This window comes from Streptomyces graminofaciens, assembly GCF_030294945.1.
GTDB lineage: Bacteria > Actinomycetota > Actinomycetes > Streptomycetales > Streptomycetaceae > Streptomyces > Streptomyces graminofaciens.
Genome location: NZ_AP018448.1, coordinates 4517429 through 4538369 on the forward strand (window position 1 = coordinate 4517429; position 20941 = coordinate 4538369).

At 70.1% G+C, this 20941-nt stretch carries 23 protein-coding genes; 2 read left to right on the plus strand and 21 right to left on the minus strand.

The annotated features are described in order from the left end of the window. Positions 1-56 precede the first annotated feature (56 nt). From pyrH to rpsB, 3 genes are all read right to left on the minus strand, one after another. Complete coding sequence (gene pyrH / locus SGFS_RS19070) at positions 57-815, minus strand: UMP kinase (RefSeq protein WP_286251846.1); 759 nt, start codon at positions 813-815, stop codon at positions 57-59. A gap of 194 nt (positions 816-1009) precedes the next feature. After that, complete coding sequence (gene tsf, locus SGFS_RS19075; protein ID WP_286251847.1) at positions 1010-1846, minus strand: translation elongation factor Ts; 837 nt, start codon at positions 1844-1846, stop codon at positions 1010-1012. Between the two features lie 207 nt (positions 1847-2053). Continuing rightward, complete coding sequence (gene rpsB / locus SGFS_RS19080) at positions 2054-2971, minus strand: 30S ribosomal protein S2 (RefSeq protein ID WP_286251848.1); 918 nt, start codon at positions 2969-2971, stop codon at positions 2054-2056. Positions 2972-3245: 274 nt separating this feature from the next. Between rpsB and SGFS_RS19085 the strand changes: the two genes are divergently transcribed. Further along, on the plus strand, positions 3246-3875 hold the full coding sequence (locus SGFS_RS19085) for a murein hydrolase activator EnvC family protein (protein WP_286251849.1): 630 nt from the start codon (positions 3246-3248) through the stop codon (positions 3873-3875). Positions 3876-4149: 274 nt separating this feature from the next. Here the strand turns inward: SGFS_RS19085 and SGFS_RS19090 are convergent, their stop codons facing one another. From SGFS_RS19090 to SGFS_RS19170, 17 genes are all read right to left on the minus strand, one after another. Further along, positions 4150-4707 (minus strand): TetR/AcrR family transcriptional regulator, encoded by a 558-nt coding sequence (locus tag SGFS_RS19090; RefSeq protein ID WP_286259974.1) that lies wholly within the window; start codon positions 4705-4707, stop codon positions 4150-4152. A gap of 140 nt (positions 4708-4847) precedes the next feature. Beyond that, the gene (gene whiG / locus SGFS_RS19095; RefSeq protein ID WP_286251851.1) at positions 4848-5684 is read right to left on the minus strand and encodes an RNA polymerase sigma factor WhiG; all 837 of its coding nucleotides are present in this window, start codon (positions 5682-5684) and stop codon (positions 4848-4850) included. A 272-nt stretch (positions 5685-5956) separates the two neighbouring features. Continuing rightward, on the minus strand, positions 5957-7117 hold the full coding sequence (gene dprA, locus SGFS_RS19100) for a DNA-processing protein DprA (RefSeq protein WP_286251853.1): 1161 nt from the start codon (positions 7115-7117) through the stop codon (positions 5957-5959). Between the two features lie 34 nt (positions 7118-7151). Then, positions 7152-8774, minus strand: a complete 1623-nt coding sequence (locus SGFS_RS19105; protein ID WP_286251854.1) for a YifB family Mg chelatase-like AAA ATPase — start codon at positions 8772-8774, stop codon at positions 7152-7154. Continuing rightward, positions 8774-9148, minus strand: coding sequence for a YraN family protein (locus SGFS_RS19110; RefSeq protein ID WP_286251856.1), 375 nt, complete (start codon positions 9146-9148; stop codon positions 8774-8776). Before SGFS_RS19110 ends, SGFS_RS19105 begins: the two co-directional genes overlap by 1 nt. Before the next feature lie 138 nt (positions 9149-9286). Further along, entirely contained in the window at positions 9287-9595 is a 309-nt protein-coding gene (locus SGFS_RS19115) for a DUF2469 domain-containing protein (protein WP_005311352.1), read from the minus strand. Positions 9596-9651: 56 nt separating this feature from the next. Further along, complete coding sequence (locus SGFS_RS19120; protein WP_286259975.1) at positions 9652-10152, minus strand: NUDIX hydrolase; 501 nt, start codon at positions 10150-10152, stop codon at positions 9652-9654. 40 nt (positions 10153-10192) lie between these two features. Next, positions 10193-10939: a signal peptidase I gene (gene lepB, locus SGFS_RS19125; RefSeq protein ID WP_286251878.1), complete on the minus strand. Its 747-nt coding sequence runs from the start codon at positions 10937-10939 to the stop codon at positions 10193-10195. A 90-nt stretch (positions 10940-11029) separates the two neighbouring features. Beyond that, positions 11030-11911, minus strand: coding sequence for a signal peptidase I (gene lepB / locus SGFS_RS19130; RefSeq protein ID WP_286251879.1), 882 nt, complete (start codon positions 11909-11911; stop codon positions 11030-11032). After that, positions 11877-12998, minus strand: a complete 1122-nt coding sequence (gene lepB / locus SGFS_RS19135) for a signal peptidase I (RefSeq protein WP_286251880.1) — start codon at positions 12996-12998, stop codon at positions 11877-11879. Before lepB (SGFS_RS19135) ends, lepB (SGFS_RS19130) begins: the two co-directional genes overlap by 35 nt. Next, entirely contained in the window at positions 12991-13716 is a 726-nt protein-coding gene (gene lepB, locus SGFS_RS19140) for a signal peptidase I (RefSeq protein WP_286251881.1), read from the minus strand. The genes lepB (SGFS_RS19135) and lepB (SGFS_RS19140) overlap by 8 nt, the downstream gene beginning before the upstream one ends. A 48-nt stretch (positions 13717-13764) precedes the next feature. After that, positions 13765-14115: a 50S ribosomal protein L19 gene (gene rplS / locus SGFS_RS19145; protein WP_013000407.1), complete on the minus strand. Its 351-nt coding sequence runs from the start codon at positions 14113-14115 to the stop codon at positions 13765-13767. A 134-nt stretch (positions 14116-14249) separates the two neighbouring features. Beyond that, entirely contained in the window at positions 14250-15083 is an 834-nt protein-coding gene (gene trmD / locus SGFS_RS19150; RefSeq protein ID WP_286251882.1) for a tRNA (guanosine(37)-N1)-methyltransferase TrmD, read from the minus strand. Next, positions 15083-15625 (minus strand): ribosome maturation factor RimM, encoded by a 543-nt coding sequence (gene rimM, locus SGFS_RS19155; RefSeq protein WP_286251883.1) that lies wholly within the window; start codon positions 15623-15625, stop codon positions 15083-15085. Before rimM ends, trmD begins: the two co-directional genes overlap by 1 nt. Before the next feature lie 83 nt (positions 15626-15708). Then, a complete protein-coding gene (locus tag SGFS_RS19160) occupies positions 15709-15948 on the minus strand; it encodes an RNA-binding protein (protein WP_003973401.1) in 240 nt (79 codons plus the stop codon). Positions 15949-15950: 2 nt separating this feature from the next. Then, the gene (gene rpsP, locus SGFS_RS19165; RefSeq protein WP_286251884.1) at positions 15951-16370 is read right to left on the minus strand and encodes a 30S ribosomal protein S16; all 420 of its coding nucleotides are present in this window, start codon (positions 16368-16370) and stop codon (positions 15951-15953) included. 440 nt (positions 16371-16810) lie between these two features. Beyond that, positions 16811-17407 (minus strand): hypothetical protein, encoded by a 597-nt coding sequence (locus SGFS_RS19170; RefSeq protein WP_086746543.1) that lies wholly within the window; start codon positions 17405-17407, stop codon positions 16811-16813. Between the two features lie 703 nt (positions 17408-18110). Between SGFS_RS19170 and SGFS_RS19175 the strand changes: the two genes are divergently transcribed. Next, positions 18111-18869, plus strand: coding sequence for an SAM-dependent methyltransferase (locus SGFS_RS19175; protein WP_286251887.1), 759 nt, complete (start codon positions 18111-18113; stop codon positions 18867-18869). Between the two features lie 472 nt (positions 18870-19341). Here the strand turns inward: SGFS_RS19175 and ffh are convergent, their stop codons facing one another. Continuing rightward, complete coding sequence (gene ffh / locus SGFS_RS19180; protein WP_286251888.1) at positions 19342-20907, minus strand: signal recognition particle protein; 1566 nt, start codon at positions 20905-20907, stop codon at positions 19342-19344. Positions 20908-20941: the final 34 nt, after the last annotated feature.

A 20941-nucleotide genomic window follows, 5' to 3' on the forward strand; every position in this document is an offset into this window, starting at 1 on the left:
AGGACATTGTCCATCCCCCGGTCAGGCTCCGTCCCCCGGGCAGGGGAAGGTGCCGGTCAGGCCCGGCTTCCCTGATCACCCACGAGAGTGCCGATCTTCTCACCCTTGACGGCCCGCGCGATATTGCCCTCCTTGAGAAGCTCGAACACGAGGATCGGAAGCTTGTTGTCACGGCAGAGCGTGATCGCGGTGGCGTCGGCGACCTTCAGTTCGCGGGTGATGACCTCGCCGTAGCCGAGGGCGTCGAACCTGACCGCGTCCGGGTTGGTCTTCGGGTCGGAGTCGTAGACCCCGTCCACACCGTTCTTGCCCATCAGCAGGGCCTCGGCGTCGATCTCCAGGGCGCGCTGGGCGGCGGTGGTGTCGGTGGAGAAGTAGGGCATGCCCATACCGGCGCCGAAGATGACCACACGGCCCTTCTCCAGGTGGCGCACGGCGCGCAGCGGGATGTACGGCTCGGCGACCTGGCCCATGGTGATGGCGGTCTGGACGCGGCTGTCGATGCCTTCCTTCTCCAGGAAGTCCTGGAGGGCGAGGCAGTTCATGACCGTGCCGAGCATGCCCATGTAGTCGGAGCGGGCCCGGTCCATGCCGCGCTGCTGGAGTTCGGCACCGCGGAAGAAGTTGCCGCCGCCGATGACGACCGCGATCTCCGCGCCGTCACGGACGACGGCCGCGATCTCCCGGGCGATGGCGTGCACCACGTCCGGGTCGACGCCGAGGCCACCGCCCCCGGAGAACGCCTCTCCGGACAGCTTCAGCAGAAACCGGCCGCCTACTTTGCCGTCGTCGCTCTTCTGGGGCTTGGTGGTCATGGAGATCTCGCCTCTTTACGTGTCGCACATACCAAGAAGGCCATTGCCGTGGGGTGGTGTTCGCAACCCGTGCGCGGCAATGGCCTCCTCGTCAGATCTGCTGTCGCCCGTCGCGCGTCACGCACGCACGTGGCGGCGTACGCGAACGACTGCGCTCGACCCTATCGGGGCCGGGCGTCCGTCGCGTAACGGACTCAGATGCCGACCTTGATGCGCGTGAAGCGCTTCAGGGTGACACCGGCCTCGTCCAGGACCTTCTGGACGGACTTCTTGTTGTCCAGCGCGTACGGCTGGCCGAGCAGCGTGGCGTCCTTGAAGAAGCCGTTGAGGCGACCCTCGACGATCTTCGGCAGGGCGGCCTCGGGCTTGCCCTCGGCGCGGGTGGTCTCCTCGGCGACGCGGCGCTCGGACTCGACGACCTCGGCCGGCACGTCCTCCTTGGCGAGGTACTTCGGCGCGAAGGCGGCGATGTGCTGGGCGATGCCCTTGGCCACGTCGGCGTCGGCCTTGTCCAGCTCGACCAGGACACCGATCTGCGGGGGCAGGTCGGGCATGGTGCGGTGCATGTAGGAGAACACGAAACCGTCGGCGTACTGCGCGAAGCGGTCGAGGACGATCTTCTCACCGAGGTTGGCGTTGGCCTCGTCGACGTACGCCTGGACGGTCTTGCCGGCCTCGATCTCGGAGGCGAGCAGGGCCTCGATGTCGGCCGGGGAGGTCGCGGCGACGTGCTCGGCGATCGCGGCGGCGGCGGCCTGGAACTTCTCGCCCTTGGCGACGAAGTCCGTCTCGCACTTCAGCTCGACCAGGACACCGGAGGTGTTGTCGTCGGCGATGAGGGAGACCACGGCGCCGTTCTCGGCGGAGCGGCCCTCGCGCTTGGCGACGCCCTTCTGGCCCTTGATGCGCAGGGCCTCGACGGCCTTGTCGACGTTGCCCTCGGCCTCGTCCAGCGCCTTCTTGCAGTCCATCATGCCGGCGCCGGTGAGCTCACGGAGCTTCTTGACGTCAGCGGCGGTGTAGTTCGCCATGATCTGTGAATCTCTTCTCGGAGTTCGAAGTCTCGAAGTCGGCGTCCGCCGCCGCTCGTGGGGGCGGGCGTCCACCGAAGATCTACGGGCTACGGAGATCTACGGCCACGAAGATCTGGTGGCTGTGGATGAACGGCGGGTGGCGTGCTCGGTGCCACCCGCCGTCATCTCAGCCTTACGACCGTGAAGGCCGGGCGACCGTGAAGGTCAGGCCTGCTCGGCGTCCGCGGCCGGCGCCTCGGCGGCGGGGGCCTCAGCAGCGGGGGCCTCTTCGGCCGGAGCCTCGGCAGCGGCCTCAGCGGGAGCCTCGGCGGCAGCCGGAGCCTCGGCGGCCGGCGCCTCGTCGGCCTTCTTGTCGCCCTCGAGCAGGTCGCGCTCCCACGCGGCCAGCGGCTCGCCCGCGGCCTTGTCACCCTTGCCCTCGGTGGCGACACGGGAGCGGGAGATGAGGCCCTCGGCGACCGCGTCCGCGATCACACGGGTGAGCAGCGTGACGGAGCGGATCGCGTCGTCGTTGCCGGGGATCTTGTAGTCGACCTCGTCGGGGTCGCAGTTGGTGTCGAGGATGGCGACGACCGGGATGTTGAGCTTCCGGGCCTCACCGACCGCGATGTGCTCCTTCTTGGTGTCCACGATCCAGACGGCGCTGGGCACCTTCTGCATCTCGCGGATACCACCGAGGGTCTTCTCCAGCTTGGCCTTCTCGCGCGAGAGCACGAGAAGCTCCTTCTTGGTCAGACCGGACGCGGCGACGTCCTCGAAGTCGATCTGCTCGAGCTCCTTGAGGCGCTGCAGACGCTTGTAGACGGTCGAGAAGTTGGTGAGCATGCCGCCCAGCCAGCGCTGGTTGACGTAGGGCATGCCGACGCGGGTGGCCTGCTCGGCGATGGCCTCCTGCGCCTGCTTCTTCGTGCCGACGAACATGACCGTGCCGCCGTGGGCGACGGTCTCCTTGACGAACTCGTAGGCGCGGTCGATGTACGACAGCGACTGGAGCAGGTCGATGATGTAGATGCCGTTGCGCTCCGTGAAGATGAAGCGCTTCATCTTCGGGTTCCAGCGACGGGTCTGGTGACCGAAGTGGACGCCGCTCTCCAGCAGCTCCCGCATCGTGACGACGGCCATGGCCGTTCTCCTTGAATTTCTCGGTTGTGCCGCGAGAACCGGACGGCTCCCGCGCCTGACGCCCGCGTTTGCGCCGTTGCCACGAAGGACCGAGGGGCGCTGATACGGACCACAGACGGGCCTCGTACCGGGGCGTGCGAAGTCGACCCGGTGACCCGGATCGCCACCAGAAGTGTACGGGACCCAGGAGGCCCCGGGTGACGCCGATATCCACAACCGGCGGGTACTCCACAGATCCCGGCCATGATCGCCCTGTTCGCGGCACGGTTCTCCCATGGCTCGCACGACTGACAACCGACCGAATGGACGCGCCCGCAGGTGGCCGGCGCTGCTCCTCTGCCTGGCCATGACCTTCCTGACCTCGGCCTGGACGACCCCACCACGAGCGGCGCCGTCGTCGGCGCCGACGGCACCCGCGCCACCGCTGCCACCCGTGCCACCAGCGCCCGAGGACCCCGTGCCCGCCGTGGGCCGCGCCTGGCCCGTGGGCCTGCGCCCCTCGGTGCTCCGCACCTGGGATCCCCCACCGACCCCCTACGCCCGGGGCCACCGGGGCGTCGACCTGTCGGCCCCTCCGGGCTCCCCGGTACGAGCGGTCGCGTCGGGCAGGGTGTCCTTCGCGGGCCGGGTCGCAGGCCGCGGAGTCATCTCCGTCGAGCTGTCGGGCACGGGTGCCCCGCCCCTGCGCACGACCTACGAGCCGGTACGGGCATCCGCGAAGAAGGGCGACGAGGTGACGGCGGGCGAAGTACTGGGAACCTTGGAGGCGTCCCCCTCCCACTGCCCGACAACATGCCTGCACTGGGGCCTTCGCAGAGCGGGGACGTACCTGAACCCCCTGTCGCTACTACCACCATGGCTCCTGCGCGGAGGGCCGTCCCGCTTGCTCCCGCTGTCGCCTTGACTGCGAGGGAGGGAGGGAGCCAGGGCGGCTGCCCGGCCGGGGCCCGGGAGGGGGCGGGGGCACCCCTCGGCCGCGGCGACCGCCCAGGTGGCAGCGCGCCGGGACGGCTGCTCACCCAGCAGCGGCACTGGCAGCCCATCCACCTGTCGTAGCGGCCGGCAGTCGTGCCTCTGGGGCGGCATCCGTCCCGAAGAGAGCGGCACCCTGTGACTCGCCGAGCCGCGCGACCCAGCCCCACCCAGCGACGGCCACCGGGTGCCCAGGCCGGAAAGGCTCAGCCCCGCACGCCCCGCAGTGCCATGGCCACCGCCGCCTCGGTGATCGCGGAGGGATCCTCGGCCGCCCCCAGCTCGATGCGGCGCGCCGCCGCGTCCACGACCCCCTGCAACAACATCGCGGCCAACCGAGGCTCCGCGTGCCCCAACCCCCCGAGCGCCTCCACGATCATCGCGATCAGCCCACCGTGCGCGGCCCGGATCTTCTCCCGCGCCCCCGCGTCCAGCTCACTCGCCGAGATCGCGACCACGGCCCGGTGCCGCCGGTCCCCGACCAGTTCCAGTTGCTTGCGCACGTACGCCTCGACCTTCCCCTCGGCCGAGCCGACCGCGGCCATCGCCGCCTCGACCTCCGCCGCCCAGACGGGAAAGTCGACCTCGCACAGCTCCTCGACCACGGCTGCCCGCGACCGGAAGTACTCGTACACGGACGACCGCGCCAGCCCCGTGCGCTCGGCGAGCGCCGGGAACGTCAACGCCTCCGTCCCGCTCTCGGACAACAGGGACCGCGCCGCGTCCAGCAAGGCGGCTCGCTGCATCGACCGGTGCTCGGCCACGGAGGCCGCTCGAATCCTTGGCACGTCAACCACTTTACGGACGGACCGCCACACACGGGAGTGGCTTCCCCGACCGAACCCAGGCCGGCCCCCGACCGAACCACGACCGAACGCCGACCATCCGGCCGGGCCAACCCACCTCAACGACCAAAACTCGCCAGCTTCGCCCGCAACTGCAACACGGACTTCGTGTGGATCTGGCTGACCCGGCTCTCGGTCACCCCCAGCACGTTCCCGATCTCCGCGAGCGTGAGCCCCTCGTAGTAGTAGAGCGTGACGACGGTCTTCTCCCGCTCGGGCAGCGTGTTGATGGCCCGCGCCAGGAACCGCCGCAGCTCCCGGTCCTCGGCCACCTCCACCGGATTGTCCGCGGCGGTGTCCTCCAGCGTGTCCATCAGGCTCAGCCGGTCGCCGCCCTCGCCCCCGACGTGCAGCAGCTCTTCCAGCGCCACGACGTTGGCCAGCGACAACTGGCTGAAGACCGAGTGGAGTTCGTCGACCGGGATACCCATCTCGGCGGCGACCTCGCCCTCGCTGGGGGTGCGTCTGAGCCGCGACTCCAGCGTGGCGTAGGCCCGCTCCACATTGCGCGCCTTCTGCCGCACCGACCGGGGGATCCAGTCCAGCGCCCGCAGCTCGTCGATCATCGCGCCACGGATCCGCGTGATCGCGTACGTCTCGAACTTGATCTCCCGGTCGATGTCGAACTTCTCGATCGCGTCGATGAGCCCGAAAACCCCGGAGGAGACGAAGTCGGCCTGCTCGACATTGGCCGGCAGGCCGACACTCACCCGGCCCGCGACGTACTTCACCAGCGGTGAGTAGTGCAGGATCAGCTGCTCGCGCAACCGTTCGTCGCCCGTCGTCTTGTACGTCCGCCACAGCTCGTCGAGTGTCGAGGGGGCGGGCGGGCGGACGGTGCCGCGGGCGGCGGGGGGAGCCGCCGCCCGGTCAGACCCGGAGGTGTGCTGGGGCATTCGTCGCCTTGTGCCGTTCTGCTGTGAACTGGGGGTGCCTGGGTGAGCTGTCGGTCTGATGTCGAGTTGCCTGTCCTGAGTCGGAATCCTCGTGAGCGTAGCGTGACTGTGGTGTCGCAGTACGCGAAGGCCGAGGGATCGCCCGTGCGCAGATACGTTCCGCTGGGCGCCCGGCCGTGTCACGACTGTCGCACTGTGTGACCGTCCGGGGGTGCCAACTGCGGGAAACCGCAAGGCTGTCGGCGTTCCCCCGGACGGCCGAACACGCTCGGTCAACTTCGCCTCCGATCCGGCGAGACCGAGATCATCGCCTGGCGTGTCAACTTCCAGCCGTCGCCGTGTCGTTCGACGTAACCAAGTGATCGGAGCTCGTACAGTCTCCCGACGGCGTCGTCCAGGGCCGTCCCCGCGCCCCGGGCGATCTCGTCGGCCGCCGCGCTCCGCCGCCCGGGCAGCGCGTCGAGCACCCGCCGGGCATCGGGTTCGAGCAGGTCACGGGGGAGCACAGGGCCTCGTCGGTCGGGCGCCAGCTCGCCCATGTCACCCACCAGCTCGACGACTTCCGCGGCGTCGGAGACGAGCACGGATTCCCCGCGCAGCAGTTCGTGCACCCCGGCCGACAGGGCCGAGGTCGCGGGCCCGGGCACCCCCATCGTGAACCGCCCCAACCGCTGTGCGGCCCGTGCCGTGACGAGCGCGCCGCTGCGGTGGGCCGCCTCGACCACGACGGTCCCCCTGGTCAGCGCGGCGATGACCCGGTTCCGCAGAATGAACCGGCTGGGCGTCGGGTGATCACCGGGTGGTAACTCCCCCACCACGAGCCCCTGTTCGGCGATCCTGCTGATCAGCTGGACATGCCCTCGTGGATAGGGCCGGTCGACCCCGCAGGCCAGCACGGCGACGGTCGCCCCACCGACCCCGAGCACCCCTCGATGAGCGGCCCCGTCGACCCCGTACGCACCGCCGGAGACCACCACCCACCCCCGCTCGGCGAGTCCGGACCCCAGCGCGCCCGCCATGTGCGCCCCGTACTCCGTGCAGGCCCGCGCCCCCACGACAGCCACGGACCGCAGGGCCCACATCCGTACGTTGGCCTTTCCGCGGACCCAGAGCCCGAGGGGCCGCCCGTCCCCGAGGTCGTCGAGCTGACCGGGCCACTCGGTGTCACCGGGAACGAGGAACCGTGCCCCGGCGTCCCGCGCCCGGGCCAGGTCCCGCTCCGGCTCGACGCACTGGGCACGGGCCCGCAGCCCCGCCCACCGCTTGTCCGAGGCTTCCGGCAGCCGCCTTCCGCTCCCGGAGAGCCGCCGCACCACCTCCCGGGCGCCGAGTTCCCTCAGCCAGCGCCCGCCCAGCTCGTCACCGGGCTCCAGGACGCGGCTGAGGAAGACCCGGTCGAGCCGCTCGGCGTCGGACGCGTCGCAACCGCTCATGGCTCCCCCACCGACGCACACCCGGACGCGGGCCTCATGTCAGCGCCCCGATCGCCATCGGCACCCCGCGAGGGACACCGGTGCGCAGTTGCAGCGCCAGGTTGACGTCCGTCGCGTCGGGGCGGTCATGGCCCAGCAGATCCGCGACGGTCCAGGCGACCCTGAGTACCCGGTCCAGGCCGCGCGCGGTCAGCACGCCCCGCTCCAGGCTCCGCTCGGCCTCGTCCATCGCACCGGGCGCCGGGTGCCACCGGCTGCGCAGCTCACGCCCCGGCACCTCGCTGTTCGTGCGCCAGGGCGTGCCGGCCAGACGTACGCCCGCCCGCTCCCTGGCCGAGCGCACCCGGTCGGCGACGGTCGCCGTGGACTCACCCCGCGACCCACGCCGGGTGAGCTCCGAGCGGGTGACACGGTCCACCTCGACCCGGAGGTCGACCCGGTCCAGCAGCGGCCCGGAGAGCCGGGCCTGGTAGCGGCGGACGGCGGCGGGCGGGCACTCGCACAGCTCGTCCGTCCGCGAGAAACGGCCGCACGGGCACGGGTTCGCCGCCAGGACCATCAGGAACTTCGCCGGGAACCGCACCACTCCCGCGCTGCGCGCGATCACGACGTGCCCGGCCTCCAGCGGCTGCCGCAGCGCCTCCAGGGCCTGGCTGCCGAACTCGGGGGTCTCGTCCAGGAAGAGCACCCCGCGATGGGCGAGCGACACCGCGCCCGGCCTGGCGACGCCCTGCCCGCCTCCGACCAGGGACTGCATCGTGGCCGAGTGGTGCGGGGCGCAGTACGGCGGGACGTCGACCAGTGGCTTCCCCACGGGCAGCAGCCCCGCGACCGAGTGGACGGCCGTGACCTCCAGGGACTCCTGTCGGCAGAGCGTGGGCAGGATCGCCGGCAGCCGCTCCGCGAGCATCGTCTTGCCCGCGCCCGGCGGTCCCTCCAGGAAGAGGTGGTGCCCCCCGGCCGCGGCGACCTCCACCGCCGTCCGAGCCGAGAACTGTCCGACCACATCGGCGAGATCGTGCCCCAGGTCGTGCTGCCCGGCTCCGGCCGTGTGCATGCCGGTGGCCGCTCCCGTGCCCGGCAGCCGCAGTCCCGCCATCAGCGGATCCGGGCGGCCCTCGTCGGGCTCCTCGTCCGGCACGGGCTCGTCCGCCAGGACGGCGATCAGCTGCCGCAGCGTACGCACTCCCAGCACGGACACCCCGGGCACGAGCGAGGCCTCAGCGGCCGCGCACTCCGGCACCACCACCTGCTCGTATCCGGCCTCGGCGGCGGCCAGCACGGCGGGCAGGATGCCCCGCACCGGCCGCACTCGCCCGTCGAGGCCCAGCTCGCCGATCATCACGATGTCGGAGAGCACGCGTGGGTCGAGCCGCTCGGCGGCTCCCAGGATCGCGCAGGCGACCGCGAGATCGAAACCACTGCCGGCCTTCGGCACCGACGCGGGACTGAGCCCCACGGTCAGCTTCTTCTGCGGCCACTCGGCGCCCGAGTTGACCACCGCCGCCCTGACCCGGTCCCTGCTCTCCGTCAGGCTCTTGTCCGGCAGCCCCACCAGCGTGAACGCCGCGACTCCCGGCTCCAGGTCGGCCTGGACCTCGACGACCACGCCCTCGACGCCCACGAGCGCCACCGAGCACGTACGGGCGAATCCCATTACGCCACCCCCCGTACGTGCTCCACGACGGGCGCGCCGCGCTCGGGCAGGACGACGCCCACGACGTCGATACGGACTCCGCCCGGCGGGGCTCCCCCGTGTTCCTGCACCCAGCGCTCCGCGAGGCCGCGCAGCCGCTCGGCCTTCGTGGGCGTCACCGCGGCCATCGGGTGCTCGAACACACCCGCCGCGCCGGCCCTTCGGGTCTTGACCTCGCAGACGACCAGCGCGTCCCCGTCGCGGGCCACGATGTCGATCTCGCCGGTCCTGCCGGAGCGCCAGTTGCGCTCCAGGACCGTCATCCCGGCCTCGGCCAGCCGCCGCGCGGCCAGCTCCTCGCCGTACCTGCCGAGCGCACCTCGTGCGTTGCTCATGTCGGCACCACCTCCGGCGCCAACACTGAGGGCGGCTCAGCCCGCTATTGGATCTTGGTGGACAAGTGGACGATTGTGGATAACTCACTCACTCACACGAGTGAAAGCCCACCACCCGGGCCACCTCCACCGCCGGACTCAGCTGCCCGGCAGCTCCAGATCGCTCTTGTTCAGCTCCTCGATGTTCACGTCCTTGAACGTGAGGACACGCACCTGCTTCACAAAACGAGCCGGCCGGTACATGTCCCACACCCAGGCGTCCGCCATGGACACCTCAAAGAACACCTCACCCTGGACCGAGTGCACCTGCATCTCGTAGTCGTTGGTCAGGTAGAAGCGCCGCTCGGTCTCGATCACGTATTTGAACAGACCGACGACATCGCGGTACTCCCGGTAGAGCTTCAGCTCCATCTCGGTCTCGTACTTCTCGAGGTCCTCGGCGCTCATGGCATGTTCCCCTTCAGCCGTGCGATCCCACCATTGTGCGCCAGTCCCGCGCGCCTCTAGACGATTTCCGCGTCCAGGACAACCGGCCTGGCCGACGGACCCTCGTCGAGCAGCGTGCGGAGCAGTTCGGCGAGTCTGGTCGGATACACCGTCTCATGCGCCCGGGCGAGTTCCTGGCACGTCCACCATCGCGCTCCGGCGACGCTGCGCCGTTCCAGCTCCGTCAGGGCCATCCCGGAGGGCACCGGCGCGTGCGTAGCGGCCGTACGGGCCAGGTAATACCACTCGTCCTGGTCCCAGCGGCGCCCGGCGAACGGGAAGGAGCACCTCCGCCGCCACAGGACCGGGCCCAGCTCCACGTCCGTGATGCCGGTCTCCTCCGCGAGTTCCCGCAGGGCGGCCTGTTCGCGGGTCTCGTCGCCCTCCACACCGCCGCCCGGTGTGAACCACCAGTCGTCCGCCGGATCGTCCGGCTCGTGCCCGTGCAGCAGCAGGATGCGCTCCTGCGGATCCAGCAGCACGACCCGGGCCACCTTGCGCAGACCGCCCTCGTACATGTCTGCGGCCCCGCCCGCCGGTCCGTCGCCGTACGACGTCTCAGCGGGCACCGACGGGCTCCGTGCGCGTGCGGCCGCGTCCACCCATCCGCTTGGCGATGGGGCCGTAGGCTCCGCCGCCGAGGACGAGCGCCATGCCGGCGACCAGCGCGACGGTGATCAGCCGCAGCGGGCCGGGCGAGGAGAGCGAGCCGAGCTTCTCGAAGCCGGTGGGGCGGGCGAGCATGCCCTCCATGGGCCAGACGACGGCGTCCACGCGGGCGTCCACGGACGTGCGCGGCACCGTGCCGTTGCCGGCCTCCGTGAGGTGGGCCGTGGAGTCCAGGGACCCACTGCGCTCATCGCCGAGAAGGAAGAGCCGGCCCTTGGGGACCGTGATCTCCGGGATGCCCGTCATCTCGGCGACCACCTGGTCCGCGGGCAGATACGGCTCGTCGATCTTCTTGCCGTTGACGGTCAGCTTGCCCTCGGTACAGCAGGCGACCGTGTCGCCGCCGACCGCCACGACCCGCTTGACCATGGGGGTGTTGCCCCAGCTCTCCTGCCGGAAGACCACGACGTCCCCGCGCTCGATCTCGTCGCCGTCGATCCGCTCGGCCAGCACACGGTCGCCGCCGGTGATGGTGGGCGACATGGAGTTGGTCGGCACGGTGTAGGGCTGGTAGGCGACCGCGCCCCAGCCGAAGCCGCCGAGGAAGAGCACACAGCCGAGGGCCACGGCCAGCCCCGACAGCGTGCTGCCGAGCCGTCCGTGGCCCTCGTCCGTACGACCTGTCGTCCCGCTCATCCCAGTGCTCCCCAACTCGGAGAATCGATCTTCCGCGGCCCGCACGGAGTTCGTACGGGAAAACGGAGATCGGCGATCTGGGACGGCACCCTACCCGGCGGTACCCGTGCCAGAAACCCTCGTGGTGTCGGCGGTGATCAGACGGCGCCGACGCCACAGCACCAGCGGCACCGCGCCCGCGAGACCGAGCGCGCCGGGGGCGGCGGCGGTCAGGTTCTGGTCGAAGGTGTCGGGAACCGGCAGCGTGGACCAGTGGGTGGGCGGCCAGGCGACCACGATGGCGCGGCCCACGACCTGGCTCACGGGGACCATGCCCTTGTTCTTGTCGTTCTGGTGGTAGCGGGAGTCCAGCGAGTTCTGCCGGTGGTCGCCCATGACCCAGATTTTGCCCTTGGGCACCTTCACCTTGAACTGACCGCCGTCGTCGACCGTGCAAGGAGTGTTGCCCGCGTAGACGTACGACTCCTCTTCGAGCGCCTTGCCGTTGACCTTCAACGGGCCCGTGCCGTCGCACTCGACCGTGTCGCCGGCGACGCCCACGACGCGCTTGATGAGGTCCTTCTCCTCGGCGGAGGGCATCAGGCCGATCCAGCCGAGAACGCGCTGCAGAGCGTTGGGCTCGATGACGGGCTCACCCTCCAGCCACTTGGCGGGGTCGTGGAAGACGACGACCTCGCCGCGCTCGGGCTCGGAGCCGAACCACGGGGTGAGCTTGTCGACCAGGACCCGGTCGCCCTTCTGCAGGGTGTTCTGCATCGATTCCGACGGGATCGAGAACGCCTGCACCAGGAAGGTCTTGATCAGCAGCGCGAGGACCAGCGCGATTCCGATGAGGATCGGCAGTTCCTTCCAGAAGGAACGCTGCTTCTTCTTGGGCCGCTGGTTCTGGTCGCCGTCGTCCGCCGAGGTCTGTGCCTTGTCCGCCCCGTCCGGGGAGTCACTCCCGGGGTCCACGGAACCTTCGGGGCTCACCGTGTCCTCCGCGGCCGGGGAAGCCGCCTCGTCGGACCGCTCCGGCCGATCTTCGGAACCACCGTGTCCGGACCGTGCGCCGACCGCCAAATCCCCCACATCCACTCCTCACTCCGTACCGCCGCCCACGCCACATCCGGTGCAGGCCCACCACTCCCATAACGAGCGGGAGTTCCGCAGGGGTCGGGAGAGGGATCAAACCGTTTCGATCCGCGGAGGCCACCCTATGCGAAGCGCCGAGGGCGGTGGTCGACGCGCCCGGCACGGCCGAGAACGTGTCCGGCTCTTCCAATTGCCCCCAGTGGCCCACGGGCCAGGCGATGACCACGGCCCGGCCGACGACGGCGTCCCCGGGGACCGTGCCGCCGAACTTGGCCGTCTTGGACTTGTCGGTCTGGTGGAAGCGTGAGTCGGCGGAGTTCGCCCGGTGGTCGCCCATGACCCAGAGGCGGCCCTGCGGCACGGTCACCTCGAACTCCTGGTCGGAGGGGCTGTTGCCGGGATGGATGTAGGCGGTCTCGTCCAGCGGCATGCCGTTGACCATGACGCGGCCCTGGGCGTCGCAGCACTTGACGGTGTCGCCGCCGACCGCGACGACCCGCTTGATCAGGTCCTGCTCGTCGTCCGACGGGAGCAGGCCGATGAACTGCAGGCCTTCCTTGACCTGCTTGACGACGATGGGGTCCTCCGCCGTGGGCGTCGTCTGCTCGTCCTCCAGCCAGCCGCCGGGGTCCCTGAAGACGACGACGTCACCACGGGTCGGCTCGGAGCCGAACCACGGGGTGAGCTTGTCGACCAGGACCCGGTCGCCGATCTGGATCGTCTGCTCCATGGAGCCCGACGGGATCACGAACGCCTGGACGAGGAAGGTCTTCAGGACCAGGGCTATGAGGACGGCGACACCGACCAGGAGCGGGATCTCCTTGACCGCCGAGCGCTGCCTGCGCCGCTTGATCTTGCGGGCGAGCTTGCGCCGCTCGACCCGGCTCGGCCGGGCGGCTCCGCCGGAGCGCCGGGTGCCGGTGGGCAGCAGGTTGTCCGCGGCGGTGGTGGGGGCGGCTCCGCGCGGCTTGCCACGGTTACCCATGGGCACCGCCGACGGCGGGCACACGCGTATAGGCGTCGGGGCGGCTGAGTCTCGTCCAATGGTCCGCCGGCCAGGCGATCCACTCAGCCCTGCCGATCACCTCGCCGACGGGGATCATGCCGCCGCCCGGCGAGCCCAGATGGTCGCGGGAGTCGCTGGAGTCGCTGCGGTGGTCGCCGAGGACGAACAGGCGCCCCTCGGGGACGACCACGTCGAAAGTGACGCTCGACGGGCTGTCCCCCGGGTACAGAAACGACGACTCGTCGACCGACCGGCCGTTCACCTCAAGCCTCCCCTCCTGGTCGCAACAGACCACTCGGTCTCCCCCCACGCCGACAACGCGCTTGATGTAGTCGGCGTTCCCGAAGTAGCCGGTGCCGTCGAACACGACGATGTCACCGCGCTGCGGCTGAGCACCGAAACGGTACGCCAACTTATTTACGAGAACGCGGTCCCCGATCCTCAATGTGAGCTGCATCGAGCTGCTGGGAATCTGGAACGGCTGGATCACGAAGTTGCTGAAGAGCGCCAGAAAAAGCAGGCAGATCAGCACGGTCAGGGTGATACGGCCGCCGGGGACGAGGTCGGCGACCTGACCCGCCCACACGAAACGCGACCGCCCCTCCGACTCTCCTGTGTCCGAGGTCTCCTGGGAGAGCTCGGCGGAAGGGCGGGAGGAACGGTCGCGCTCCATGTACTGCTGTGCTTCGGTGTCCATCGGGGCCAGATGCTATCCGGCCCCGCTTTGAGACACCTGAGCGCGCGCTCAGTTGTCGCGCTTCTCCTTGATCTTCGCCGCCTTGCCGCGCAGCTCGCGCAGGTAGTACAGCTTGGCGCGACGGACGTCACCACGGGTGACGAGCTCGATCTTCTCGACGATCGGGGTGTGCACCGGGAAGGTGCGCTCGACGCCGACGGAGAACGAGACCTTGCGGACCGTGAAGGTCTCGCGGACACCGGCGCCCTGGCGACGGATGACTACGCCCTTGAACTGCTGCACACGGGAGCGGTTGCCCTCGATGACGCGGACGTGGACGTTGACGGTGTCACCCGGGCGGAAGGCCGGGATGTCGCTACGCAGCGACGCGGAGTCGACGGAGTCGAGCAGGTGAGACATTTCGTCTGCTTTCTTCGCCCATGCCACAGGTCATCGGCGGAAGCTAGGTGGTTCGGAAGGATGCTGTCCGGGTCGGGGCGGGCGTCGTGTCCCCCTGTGGCAGGGGCGCGCGCCGGACGACGCACAACAGCGAGCTATTCTTCCACGCCCTCCAGCCGACGCCAAAATCGGCCGTACGGCTCCCCGGCCGGGTCCGGTGCCCAGCCCAGGATGGAGAGCATCTCGCGGTCCTTCTTGTCGAAGGCCTTGGGGTCGCAGCGCTCGATGAGATCGGGCCGGTTGGCGGTCGTACGCCGAAGGGCCTCGTCGCGGCGCCAGCGGGCGATCCTGCCGTGGTGGCCGCTGAGCAACACGTCCGGGATCTCACGGCCACGCCACTGGGGCGGCTTGGTGTACACCGGCCCCTCCAGGAGGTTGGCCATGGCTCCGGGCGCGAAGGAGTCGTCCCGGTGAGACTCGGCGTTGCCGAGGACGCCCGGCAGCAGCCGGGCCACGGCCTCGGTGACGACGAGGACGGCTGCCTCGCCGCCGGCGAGGACGTAGTCGCCGATGGACACCTCATGGACGGGCATCCGGGTGGCGTACTCGTCGATGACACGGCGGTCGATGCCCTCGTAGCGCGCCGGGGCGAAGACCAGCCAGGGGCGCTCGGAGAGTTCGACGGCGAGTTCCTGGGTGAAGGGGCGCCCGCTGGGGGTGGGGACGATCAGCGCGGGCGCCCGGGAACCCGTCTCGTAGCCGTCGGCCAGCACGGAGTCCAGCGCGTCGCCCCAGGGGTCGGTCTTCATGACCATGCCCGGGCCGCCGCCGTACGGGGTGTCGTCGACCGTGTTGTGCCGGTCGTACGTCCATTCCCGCAGGTCGTGCACATGGACGTCGATCCGGCCACGCGCGCGTGCCTTGCCGACGAGGGAGACGTTCAGGGGTTCGAGGTACTCGGGGAAGATCGTGACGACGTCGAGCCGCATCACGCCTCTTCTCGCGAGGAGGCGATCTCGGCATTGTCGTCGATCAGCCCCGGCGGCGGGGTGATGACCGCACGCTGCTCCTCCAGGTCGATCTCGGTGACGATCTCCTCGACGAACGGGATCATCACCTCGCTCCCGTCGGGCCGCTCGACGATGAAGAGGTCCTGGGAGGGCAGATGCGAGATCTCGGTGATCCGGCCCACCTCCACGCCGTCCGCGGTCACGACGTCGAGGTCGATGAGCTGGTGGTCGTAGTACTCGTCCTCCTCCTCCGGCAGTTCCTCCGGGTCGACCTCGGCGATCAGGAGGGTGTTGCGGAGGGCCTCGGCGGCGGTGCGGTCCTTCACGCCCTCGAAGCGCAGGAGGAGGCGGCCGCTGTGGACCCGGCCGGTCTCGATGGTGAGCGGGCCCGTCGAGGCGGGGTCCGTGAACAGGACGGCGCCGGGGGCGAGCCGGAGTTCCGGCTCGTCGGTGCGGACCTCGACGGTGACCTCGCCCTTGATGCCGTGGGCGCGGCCGATCCGTGCGACTACGAGCTGCACTGTGCTTTGTCTCCTGTCATACGACTGCGGGCCGGGGACGGCCCAGTGGCCCTCCCCGGCCCGAGCCGGTGCTGCGTTTGGCGTCAGCGGACGTGATCCACGTCGACGAGGTCGACACGGACACCGCGGCCGCCGATGGCGCCCACGACGGTGCGCAGGGCGCGGGCGGTACGGCCGTTGCGGCCGATCACCTTGCCGAGGTCGTCGGGGTGGACCCGGACCTCCAGCACGCGCCCGCGACGCAGGTTGCGCGAGGCGACCTGCACATCATCGGGGTTGTCGACGATGCCCTTCACGAGGTGCTCGAGAGCCTCCTCGAGCATGCTCAGGCCTCGGTCGACTCGGACTCAGCCGCAGCCTCGTCCTTCTTCTCGGTCTTCTTCTTCTGGGTGATCGCCTCACCCTTGCCCTCGTCGTCGCCGCCGAGAGACTCGAACAGCGGACGCGCGGACTTCGGCTGCGCGACGAGCAGCGGAGCCGGGGCGGGCTCGCCCTTGAACTTCTGCCAGTCGCCGGTCTTCTTCAGGATGGCGAGCACGGGCTCGGTCGGCTGCGCGCCGACACCCAGCCAGTACGCGACACGGTCCGCGTCGACCTCGATGACCGAGGGGTTGTACGTCGGGTGGTACTTGCCGATCTCCTCGATCGCACGGCCGTCACGACGGGTGCGGGAGTCGGCGATGACGATGCGGTAGTGAGGCGAACGGATCTTGCCCAGACGCTTCAGCTTGATCTTGACTGCCACTGGAGTGGGTTCTCCTGGAATTGACGTGTTGGGCACGGCGGAAAAGCCGCGTGGGGTTGCGGTACCCGAGTGCCCGATGGACGCGTCAGCCGGAGGAGAGAGGGGTCCTGTGCGACTGTCGAGTACAGCTAGCCATTGTGCCACATGCCGCGGGTCACCCTTGCCGTCAGGGCTGTGCGCGGGCATGGCTGACGCACCCCACAGCTGCGGGTGGTCGTGCCGCTGGGGCGACGGGGGGTCCCCCCCTCGAGCGAAGCCGAGAGTGGGGGAGGGTGGGCGCGGCGGCACCCCGCGAGCGCCCGCGAGTGAGACCCGGCTCGGTCGGACCCGGCTCGGTCAGGCCCGGCGCCGGGTGCCGCTGCGCCCACCCCGCACTGCGTACACGTACGACTCGCTGACGTACGGCTGCCACGAGCAGTCGTCTCTCAGCTCGTCGTCCATCAGGCCGCGCCCACGACCTCCGGAATCCGGAACGGCTTTCCGCAGCCGCCGCAGACGATCGGCGCCTGGGCGAGGACGGACGGGACGACCCGGACGTTGCGACCGCAGTCGCACACGGCCTTGACGCGGACGCCGCCGCCGGAGGAGCCGTGGCGGGCGGCCGGGCCCCGGAAGCTGCGGGCCGTGTCCGCGGACGTCGCGGCCGTGTGGGCCTTGAGCGCGCGCTGCAGTCGATCAATCGTCGGGCGGTAGCGCCGCTTCGCCTCGGGGTTGAGCGTGACCAGCGAGAAACCGCTGCTCGGGTGCGGTTCGTCGGGGTGGTCGAGGCCCAGCTCCTCGGCGATCGCGAGGAATCTGCGGTTGTGGTAGCGGCCGGCGCGGGAGGTGTCGCGGACACCTCGGGCGGCGGCGATGCCGTGGACTGCCTCATGGAGCAGTCGCTCGAAGGAGAGTTCGTGCCCGCAGGCGGACGACGACTCCCCGATCAGGGACTCGGGAGCGGCAAGATCCGGCAACTCGGGGTGGTGCCGTTGAATGTCGGCCCACGCCTGTGCCAGCTCTGCGGCGAGAACAGGTGGTGTCTGTGTCGTGCTCACGTAAGGACAACGAGCCGGAGTGCCGCTGTGTTCCGATTCCGGGGCATCCCAAATAATTTGCACGTACCCGTCAGTTGCCGATAGTTCGTCCTGACGAGGGCGGGTGCGCTGATCTGCGGAGAAGCCTCACAGCTCATCACAAGGCGGTACGTAGTAACACGTACGTCCCGGCACGTAGCCGGGGTCCGCGCTCAGGGGCACCTTCGGTCGTCCGATGCGCAAGGGGCGTTTCGGACGCTCTCCTGGCGGAAGGGTTCGCTCTGACAGCGCCCTATGACAGCGACGTTACCGGGTGCGCCGTCGGTTCCGGGCACTGCCCCGTCCGGGCGGTCGGCATCGCGGTGGGCCTCGGCCGGAACCACCGCCCGTGCGAACGGGCGCCTTCGCCGTGGTGCGGCGGCGTACAGCCGCGTTGCGGGCATGTGAATTCTTTTGCCCCCGCACAGACACATGGCAAGCCGGTGTCCGAGACCTCTGGACGACGGGTCGACTGCGCAGTTACCTGGCATACGGGGGACATACGGGGGAGCGCGGGCGCACTGGCACGGGGGCCAAGGAAAACGGGTACAGCGGAACTCTCGGCGGATTGGGGCGCTTTCATATGACACCTACGCTCGTGCGGCAGCAACTGCCTCGCGCGGGGACCGCACCTCGCGCGGACCGGTGTGCACGCGCGCGTGACTGGGCCGAGATCCAGGAACGGATGCTGGTACCGCTCTACGAGGCCGTCCACCAGCGGCTCGACGTGGGCACCGGCACCCGGCTGCTGGGCCTCGGCTGCGGATCGGGGCTCGCACTGCTGATGGCGGCGTCGCGGGGCGCCACGGTCACCGGCTTCGACGCCTCGTCCCCGAGCAGGACGGCGCTCGCACGGGAACGTCTGCTGCCTCAGGCGTGGGGCACGCGCGCGCGTGCCGGCGCCCGGATCGTCGAGGGCGCCCCCGAGGACGCGGCCTGCGCGCCCGACGCCCCCAAGTACAACCTGGTGACCGCCTTCGAACCCGTCGGCTGTCTGGCCGGGGACTCCGAGGGCCTCGGTGAGCTGCTGGCCGCCGCGGTCCCGCTGGCCGAACACGGCTCCACGGTGGTCCTGGCCGGCTGGGGTCCACCGGAGCGCTGCGCCACCTCCACCGTGCTCCGGGTCGCCGCCAAGCTCGCCGATCCGCTGCGCGGTGCGGGCAGTTGGCGCCCGGCGCTCCGGGACGACCTGGAGGAGGTCGCCCAGCGGGCGGGCCTCAACCCCGACGGCTCCGGACGCGTGGCCTGCCCCTTCGGGTACGCCAACATGGACAACGCGGTACGCGGGCTCCTGTCGACCGGGCTGTTCGACGCGGCGATCGCGGCCACCGACCAGGACCAGGTGGACAAGGAGCTGACCGAGGCCCTGCACCCGTACCGGCGCGGCGACGGCACGGTGTGGATGCCGAACGTGTTCCGCTATCTGGTCGCGCGGACGCCCTGAGAACAGTCCGCGCGAGGGCCTCTCCAGCACCTCCTGAGGGCCTCCCGGGGATTCCTTGAGCACTTCTTCCGACGCATGTGTGAATGGTGTGAGGAAAGCGGGCCTGTGCACCTCTCGCTTCGCCCCGTGCCACATCATCCCCCTAGCCAGCTGCATCGCCAGGGGGAACTACACAGCTGTGTAAGGGAGTTGCCCCAGAGCGCCGGGGTCCACCGGTCGGCGGACGACGGCGAGCCGTACAGCTGGAAGTTCGACCACGAGTAACGGGCACAACCACGGTCCACGCATCACGCGGGCGCCGTGCGACCGGCCAAACCCCCCGGCCGGACGCACGGCGCCCCCTTATGTCTCCGGTCCGCATGCCTCCGGTCCGCCCGGCGCCGCGCTCGTGATGGCGCGCGACGTCGGTGACGCGCCGAGGGCACCCTCCCGTGCGGAAGGGTGCCCTCGGCCATGTACGTACAGGCGCTGGTCAGCCCAGGAACTTCTTGAACTCGTCCGGCAGTTCGAGGTCCTGGCCGCCCTGCTGGCCCGGCAGGCCGAACGCGCCGCCCGGAGCGGCACCGCCCTGGGCCGCGGCGGCCCGGCGCGCGGCCTCCTCCTGCTCCTGCTGCTTGCGCTTCATCGGGTTGCCCGAGCGCTGCTTGCCCTTGGCCTGCTTCGGCTGCTTCTTGGTCCGGCCGGGGCCGCCACCCATGCCGGGCATACCTGGCATCCCGGGCATCCCGCCGCCCTGGGCCATGCGGGACATCATCTTGCGGGCCTCGAAGAACCGCTCGACCAGGTTCTTCACGGCGCTGACCTCGACGCCGGAACCCTTGGCGATACGGGCCCGACGAGAGCCGTTGATGATCGTCGGCTCTTGGCGCTCGGCCGGGGTCATCGACTTGATGATCGCGGCCGTACGGTCGACGTCCCGCTCGTCCAGGTTGTTGATCTGGTCCTTGATCTGCCCCATGCCCGGCAGCATCCCGAGCAGCTTGCTGATGCTGCCCATCTTCCTGACCTGCTCCATCTGGGACAGGAAGTCGTCGAGGGTGAAGTCCTGGCCCTTCTTGGACGCCAGCTTGGAGGCCATTTTCTGGGCCTCTTCCTGGCTGAAGGTCTTCTCCGCCTGCTCGATCAGGGTGAGCAGGTCACCCATGTCGAGGATGCGGGAGGCCATCCGGTCGGGGTGGAACGCGTCGAAGTCGTCGAGCTTCTCGCCGTTCGACGCGAACATGATCGGCTTGCCGGTGACCGACGCGATCGACAGGGCGGCACCACCGCGGGCGTCACCGTCGAGCTTGGAGAGGACCACGCCGTCGAAGCCGACGCCGTCCCGGAAGGCCTCCGCCGTGTTGACGGCGTCCTGGCCGATCATCGCGTCGACGACGAAGAGGATCTCGTCGGGGCGGACCGCGTCCCGGATGTCGGCGGCCTGCTGCATCATCTCGCGGTCGATACCCAGGCGACCGGCCGTGTCGACGACCACGATGTCGTGGACCTTCGACTTGGCGAACTCGATGGAGTCCTTGGCGACCTTGACCGGGTCACCGACGCCGTTGCCCGGCTCGGGGGCGTAGACGGCCACGCCGGCGCGCTCGGCGACGACGCTCAGCTGGTTCACGGCGTTCGGACGCTGGAGGTCACAGGCGACCAGCAGCGGCGAGTGGCCCTGCTCCTTCAGCCACCGGCCGAGCTTGCCCGCGAGGGTCGTCTTACCGGCACCCTGGAGACCTGCCAGCATGATCACGGTCGGCGCGGTCTTGGCGAAGCGCAGGCGGCGGGTCTCGCCACCGAGGATGGAGACGAGCTCCTCGTTGACGATCTTGAGGACCTGCTGGGCGGGGTTGAGCGCCTTGGAGACCTCGGCGCCGAGCGCGCGCTCCTTGACGTTCTTGATGAAGCCCCGGACGACCGGCAGCGCCACGTCCGCCTCGAGGAGCGCGATGCGGATCTCGCGTGCCGTGGCGTCGATGTCCGCCTCGGAAAGGCGTCCCTTGCCCCGCAGGTTCTTGAAAGTCGCTGAGAGGCGATCGGAGAGCGTATCGAACACGGCGGTGTCGGTCCTCGGAGTCGGGGGCAGTGTG